We start from the raw sequence: 6,720 nt of genomic DNA, 5'->3' as shown, positions 1-6,720 counted from the left end.
CGCCCGGCAGCACCCCTTCACGCTTGAGCGAGGTCTGCACGCAGTTCTCCATCACCGACCAGATATGCAGCAGCCCGGCCCGGATCTCCTCCTCGGACCGGGAGGCCTTCTCGTTCACGAACATCACGTCCGCGATGCCCAGCCCGGTCACCGCGCAGTGCTCCAGCAGTTCCGCCGCGGTCCGGAACGGCAGCGGCAACTCTTCCTTGGACGCGTCCAGTTCCTGCTGCGCCGCGTCCTCTTCACCTTCGCGGACGATGAACCCGCCACCGACCGAGAAGAACGTCGCCGCATGCACCACATCCCCGGCAGCGTCCGTGACGGTGAACGTCATCCCGTTCGTGTGCCGCGGCAACACCGTCAACGGCCGCAGGACCATGTCGCCCACCCCGTACGGCAACGCCACCGAACCGGCCAGGTTCAGGATCCCGGTCTCCGCGATCGAGGCCAGCCGCTCCTCCACCTGCTCGGGCAGGATCAGCTCCGGGTGGAACCCCTCCAACCCCAGCAGGATTGCGGTCATCGTCCCGTGACCATGCCCCGTCGCCGCCAACGACCCATACAAATCCACCCGCAGCGACGCCACGTCCGCGAGCTTCCCCGAGGCCTTCAACTCCTCAGCAAACACAGCAGCAGCCCGCATCGGCCCCACAGTATGAGAAGACGAAGGGCCAATACCGATAGAAAAAAGGTCGAATACGCCGACTGCCACGGTGTGTTCCTAACTGGACGGAGAAGAAGAGAAAGCGGGCCCCTGTGGGACCGGTATCCGGAAGCGTGCGTCTACGCGAGCGAGCACGCGGAGGATGCCTGCCCCACCGGGCCCAAGGCGGGCACGGGACTCAGGACAGGGGTGCCACACCCGGGTAGAGCGGGTGGGCTGCGGCGAGTGCCTCAACGCGGTGACGGAGCCCGGAAAGGTCCGCGCCGGCGTCGGCAATTAATGCCTCGGCGATGATGTCCGCAACCTCGCGGAAGGCGTCCTCGCCGAAGCCACGGGTGGCCAGGGCAGGGGTTCCGATGCGCAGGCCCGAGGTGACCATCGGCGGACGCGGGTCGAACGGCACGGCGTTGCGGTTGACGGTGATGTCGATCGCGGCTAGCCGGTCTTCGGCCTGCTGGCCATCGAGCTCGCAGTTGCGCAGGTCCACCAGGACGAGGTGCACGTCGGTGCCGCCGGACACCACGCTGATGCCCTTGGCGGTGACGTCCGGCTGGACCAGGCGCTCGGCCAGGATGCGGGCGCCGGCCAGGACGCGCTCCTGCCGCTCCTTGAATTCCTCGGATGCCACGATTTTGAACGCCACGGCCTTGCCGGCGATGACGTGCTCCAGCGGCCCGCCCTGCTGGCCCGGGAACACTGCCGAATTGATCTTCTTGGCGATGTCGGGGTCGTTGGAGAGGATGATGCCGCCGCGCGGACCGGCAAGGGTCTTGTGCGTCGTGGAGGTGACCACGTGGGCGTGCGGGACCGGCGAGGGGTGCAGGCCCGCGGCCACCAGCCCGGCGAAGTGCGCCATGTCCACCATGAGGTAGGCGCCCACGGAATCGGCGATGCGGCGGAACTCAGCGAAGTCCAGCTGGCGCGCGTAGGCTGACCAGCCGGCCACGATGAGCTGCGGCTTGTGCTCCTGGGCCAGGCGCTCCACCTCTGCCATGTCTATGGTGTGGGTGTCTTCGCGGACCTGGTACGGAACCACGTTGTAGAGCTTGCCGGAGAAGTTGATCCGCATGCCGTGGGTCAGGTGGCCGCCGTGGGCCAGGTTAAGGCCCATGATGGTGTCGCCGGGCTTGATCAGCGCGTGCATCACCGAGGCGTTGGCCTGGGCTCCGGAGTGCGGCTGGACGTTGGCGAACCCGGCACCGAAGAGCGCCTTGACCCGGTCGATCGCGAGCTGCTCGATGACGTCCACATGCTCGCAGCCACCGTAGTAACGCTTGCCCGGGTAGCCTTCGGCGTACTTGTTGGTCAGCACGGAGCCCTGCGCCTGCATGACCGCGGCGGCGGTGTGGTTCTCCGAAGCGATCATTTCCAGGCCGTCGCGCTGGCGGCCCAGTTCGTCGTCGATCTTTGCCGCAATCTCGGGGTCCAGGGCGGAGAGGTCTGCGTTCAGGCTGGGGGAGACCACCTGTTCAAAGGCCACGGTGCCCGCGGCGGATGAAGCGCCGCTCACAGTTCGCCGCCGTTTGCTTCGGCGTATTCCTGTGCGGAGAGCAGCGGGCCCTCTTCGGTGACGGTGACTTTGAAGAGCCAGCCGGCGCCGTAGGGGTCGTTATTGATCACGGCGGGGTCGCTGACCACGTCGTCGTTGACTTCCGTGACCTCGCCCGTGACGGGGGAGTACAGGTCCGAGACGGACTTGGTGGACTCGATCTCGCCACAGGTCTCGCCTGCGGTCACCGTGGCGCCAACTTCGGGCAGGTCCACGTAGACGATGTCGCCCAGTGCCTCGGCGGCAACAGCGGACACGCCCACCACGGACGGGCCGGAGCCGTCAGCGGCGATCCATTCGTGCTCGGCGGAGTACTTCAGTTCAGCGGCAACTTTAGCCATGGTGTTTTTCCTTAAGTTTGGAGTGCAAAGAAGCGGGAGCGCGGGGTTATTTCTGGCGCTTGTAAAAGGGCAGTGCGACGACTTCGAAGGGCTCAGCCTTGCCGCGCAGGTCCACGTCCAGTGCGGTGCCCAGCTCGGCGTGCTCGACGTCGACATAGGCCAGAGCGACAGGGTAGCCCAGGGTGGGGCTCGGCTGGCCGGAGGTCACTTCGCCCACCACGTTGCCGTCCTTGAGGACGGGGTAGCCGCAACGGCCGGCGCGCCGGCCGTGACCTTTCAGGCCGACGAGCTTGCGCTTGGAGCCGGACTCCTTGGCCGCCTCCAGTGCTGCCCGGCCCACGAAGTCACCTTCCTTGGACTTAAGCGCCACCACGGGGCCAAGGCCGGCGTCGAACGGTGAACGCTCGAGGGAGAGCTCGTTCCCGTACAGCGGCATGCCTGCTTCAAGGCGGAGCGAATCGCGGGATGCGAGGCCGCAGGGGACAATGCCGAACTCTTCCCCGGCCTGGGCCACGGACTCCCATAGGGAAGCGGCGCCTTCATTCGGGAGGAAGAGTTCAAAGCCGTCTTCACCGGTGTAGCCGGTGCGGGCCAGGATGACATCGTGGCCGGCTACGGTGACTTCGTTGAACGCGTAATACTTCAGGTCGGTGACCAGGGCGTGCTGGGACTCATCCGTGAGTTTGAGCAGGGTGGCCTCGGCCTTGGGTCCCTGGACTGCGACGAGCGAGGTTGCCGCCGAAGCGTCCTCCACCGTCACATCGAAGTTGGCTGCGCGCTCGGCGAGGGCGGCGGCCACGGTGGGGGCGTTGCCGGCGTTTGGGACCACCAGGTACTTCTCATCGCCGAACCGGTAGGTGATGAGGTCGTCGATGATGCCGCCGTCCTCATTGCAGATCAGCGAGTACTTGGCTTTGCCGTCCGCGATGGCGGACAACTTGCCCACCAGGGCGTAGTCCAGGAAGGCGCCGGCCTGGGGTCCGGTGACCCAGACTTCGCCCATGTGGGAGAGGTCGAACAGACCGGCGGCTTTGCGCACGGCGTGGTGTTCTGCCAGTTCGGAGCTGTATTTGAGCGGCATCTGCCAGCCACCGAAGTCGGTGAAGGAGGCGCCAAGCTTTTTGTGCTCTTCGTAGAGAGCCGTGTAGTTCTCAGTCACGGGGGATCCTTAGTTTTCGAACTCGGACAGCGGCGGGCAGGAGCAGATCAGGTTCCGGTCTCCACCGGCGCCGTCGATCCGGCCCACCGGCGGGAAGTACTTGTCCTGCTTCAGGTGGTGGACGGGGAAGACGGCCTGCTCGCGGCTGTACTGGCGGGTCCATTCGGAGTTCACGACGGCGGACGCGGTGTGGGGTGCGTTGCGCAGCGGGGAATCCTGGACAGAGAAGTCGCCGTTGGCCACCTGGTCGATTTCCTTGCGGATGGTGATCATGGCCTCGATGAAGCGGTCGATCTCGGCCAGGTCCTCGGACTCGGTGGGCTCCACCATCAGGGTGCCTGCCACCGGGAACGCCAGGGTGGGGGCATGGAAACCGAAGTCGATGAGGCGCTTGGCCACGTCCTCGGCCGTGACACCGGTCTTGGCAGTGAGGTCGCGCAGGTCCAGGATGCATTCGTGCGCCACGAGGCCGCCTTCGCCGGTGTAGAGCACCGGGAAGTACTCGTTCAGGCGCACGGCAACATAGTTCGCTGCGAGCAGGGCTGCCTTGGTGGCCTCGGTCAGTCCCTCCCCGCCCATGAGCTTCACGTACGCCCAGGAGATCGGCAGGACACCGGCGGAACCGAAGTTCGAGGCGCTGATGGCCACGCCGTGGCCTTCCTCATGCGCTGCCTTGTTGGCGTCGCCGGGCATGAACGGCGCCAGGTGTGCCTTGGCCGCGACCGGTCCAACGCCGGGTCCGCCGCCGCCGTGGGGGATGCAGAAGGTCTTGTGCAGGTTCAGGTGGGAGACGTCGCCGCCGAACTTGCCGGGCTGGGCCAGGCCCACCAGGGCATTCAGGTTCGCACCGTCAACGTAGACCTGGCCGCCGGCCGCGTGGACAGCCTCGCAGATCTCGGTCACGTCCGCGTCGTAGACGCCGTGGGTGGACGGGTAGGTGATCATGATCGCCGAGAGGACGTCCTTGTTCGCCTCGATCTTCGCGTACAGGTCCTCGTGGTCGATCGTTCCGTCCGCGGCCGTGGCAACGACGACGACCTTCATTCCGGCCAGGACCGCAGAGGCGGCGTTGGTGCCGTGGGCGGAAGCGGGGATCAGGCAGACGTTGCGCTGCTCTTCGCCGCGGGAGTGGTGGTAGCCGCGGATGGCCAGCAGGCCGGCGAGCTCGCCCTGGGAGCCGGCGTTCGGCTGCAGCGACACCTGGTCGTAGCCGGTGATTTCCGCCAGGTCGGCTTCCAGGCCACTGATCAGTTCACGCCAGCCCTTGGTCTGGGACTCGGGGGCGAAGGGGTGGATGGAGGCGAACTCCGGCCAGGAGATGGCTTCCATCTCTGCGGTGGCGTTCAGCTTCATGGTGCACGAGCCCAGCGGGATCATGGTGCGGTCCAGCGCCAGGTCGCGGTCGGAGAGCCTGCGGATGTAGCGCAGGAGCTGGGTTTCGGACCGGTGGGTGTTGAACACCGGGTGCTGCATGAACTCAGAGGAGCGGAGCACCCCGGACGGCAGGTCGAAGCCCGCAGCGTCCACTACGGGGCCGGCACCGAAGGCGACGGCGATCGCAGACAGGATTTCCGGCGTCGTGGTTTCATCCACGGACACGCCGATGGTGTCGTCATCAATGTGGCGCAGGTTGATGCCGCGTGCTTCAGCAGCGGTGATGACCTTGGCGGCCTTGCCCGGGACGGAAACCGTGACCGTATCGAAGAACGTCTCGGAGGCCAGTTCCCGGCCTGCGATCTTGAGCGTGGTGGCGAGGGCGCGTGCGTTGTTGTGGACGCGCTCGGCAATGGCCTTCAGCCCGTCGGGGCCATGGTAGACGGCGTAGAAGGAGGAAACGATGGCCAGCAGGGCCTGCGCGGTGCAGATGTTGGACGTGGCCTTCTCGCGGCGGATGTGCTGCTCGCGGGTCTGCAGCGCCAGGCGGTAAGCCGGGAGGCCGGCGTCGTCCTTGGATACGCCCACCAGGCGGCCCGGCATGGAACGTTCCAGGCCCTTGGCCACTGCCATGTATGCGGCGTGCGGGCCGCCGAAGAACAGCGGGACACCGAAACGCTGGGTGGAGCCGACGGCGATGTCGGCACCCTGCTCGCCTGGAGGGGTGATCAGGGTCAGTGCCAGCAGGTCAGCGGCCACCGTCACCAGCGCGCCGCGCTCCTTTGCTTCGGCGATGACGCCGGCGTGGCTGAAAACGCGGCCGGAGACGCCCGGCTGCTGGAGCACGATGCCGTTGATTGCGCCGTCGGGCAGGCCCTTGGACAGGTCGGCGACCTCAACCTCGAAGCCGAGCGCCTCGGCGCGGCCCTTGACGATGGCGATGGTCTGCGGCAGGACGTCGGCGTCCAGGACGGTCTTGCCGTCGCGGACGTCCTTGTTCTTGTTGGCGCGGCGCATCATGAGGACGGCTTCGGCCACGGCGGTGGCTTCATCGAGCAGGGAGGCGTTGGCGATGGGCAGGCCCACCAGGTCCTGGACCATGGTCTGGAAGTTCAGGAGTGCCTCGAGCCGGCCCTGGGAAATCTCGGGCTGGTACGGGGTGTAGGCGGTGTACCAGGCCGGGGCCTCGAGGACATTCCGGCGGATGACGGCGGGCGTGATGGTGTCGTAGTAGCCCTGGCCGATCATCTGTACGGCGGTCTTGTTCTTGGCGGCGAGCCTGCGCAGTTCCGCAAGCACCTCAACCTCGCTCAGCGCGTCTTTGAGCGCAAGGGGCTTGGACTGGCGGATTGAGTTGGGAACGGCGATGTCCACCAGTCCATCAACGCTGTCGTAGCCAACGGCCTTGAGCATGGTGTCCACGTCAGCCTGGCGGCGTGCACCGATATGCCGGTCTGCAAAGGCAGACGGAAGGGATTGAATCGTCATGAGGAACTCCAGGTTTGGCCGGCCACGGGTGGCACGGCATGGATCGGGTCCCTCCCCGCTCTGTATTGGACCTGAGAGATTCCGCAAACCCATCAGGGCCTGCTTGCACCGTCGGTGAGTGCTGCCGGAGCAGCACTGCTTTCCA

Annotated in this window: 5 protein-coding genes; all 5 read right to left on the bottom strand. The window is 66.4% G+C overall.

What is annotated here, in order from left to right; all coding sequences use genetic code 11:
- On the bottom strand, nucleotides 1-712 hold a 712-nt coding region (locus ACWRN3_RS22325; protein WP_476741977.1), incomplete at its 3' end, for a serine dehydratase beta chain.
- Between the two features lie 130 nt (nucleotides 713-842).
- Nucleotides 843-2,174 carry a serine hydroxymethyltransferase gene (gene glyA / locus ACWRN3_RS22320; RefSeq protein ID WP_476741976.1) on the bottom strand — a complete coding sequence of 444 codons (1,332 nt, stop codon included), beginning with the start codon at nucleotides 2,172-2,174 and terminating at the stop codon, nucleotides 843-845.
- Nucleotides 2,171-2,554 carry a glycine cleavage system protein GcvH gene (gene gcvH, locus ACWRN3_RS22315; RefSeq protein ID WP_224024538.1) on the bottom strand — a complete coding sequence of 128 codons (384 nt, stop codon included), beginning with the start codon at nucleotides 2,552-2,554 and terminating at the stop codon, nucleotides 2,171-2,173. Before gcvH ends, glyA begins: the two co-directional genes overlap by 4 nt.
- 46 nt (nucleotides 2,555-2,600) lie before the next feature.
- Complete coding sequence (gene gcvT, locus ACWRN3_RS22310; RefSeq protein WP_476741975.1) at nucleotides 2,601-3,713, bottom strand: glycine cleavage system aminomethyltransferase GcvT; 1,113 nt, start codon at nucleotides 3,711-3,713, stop codon at nucleotides 2,601-2,603.
- 9 nt (nucleotides 3,714-3,722) lie between these two features.
- Nucleotides 3,723-6,575, bottom strand: coding sequence for an aminomethyl-transferring glycine dehydrogenase (gcvP, locus tag ACWRN3_RS22305; protein WP_476741974.1), 2,853 nt, complete (start codon nucleotides 6,573-6,575; stop codon nucleotides 3,723-3,725).
- Nucleotides 6,576-6,720: the final 145 nt, after the last annotated feature.

It is taken from the genome of Pseudarthrobacter sp. rb (assembly GCF_056389225.1).
The sequence above is the reverse complement of the archived record's forward strand: the minus strand, read 5'-3'. Positions and strand labels throughout refer to the sequence as shown.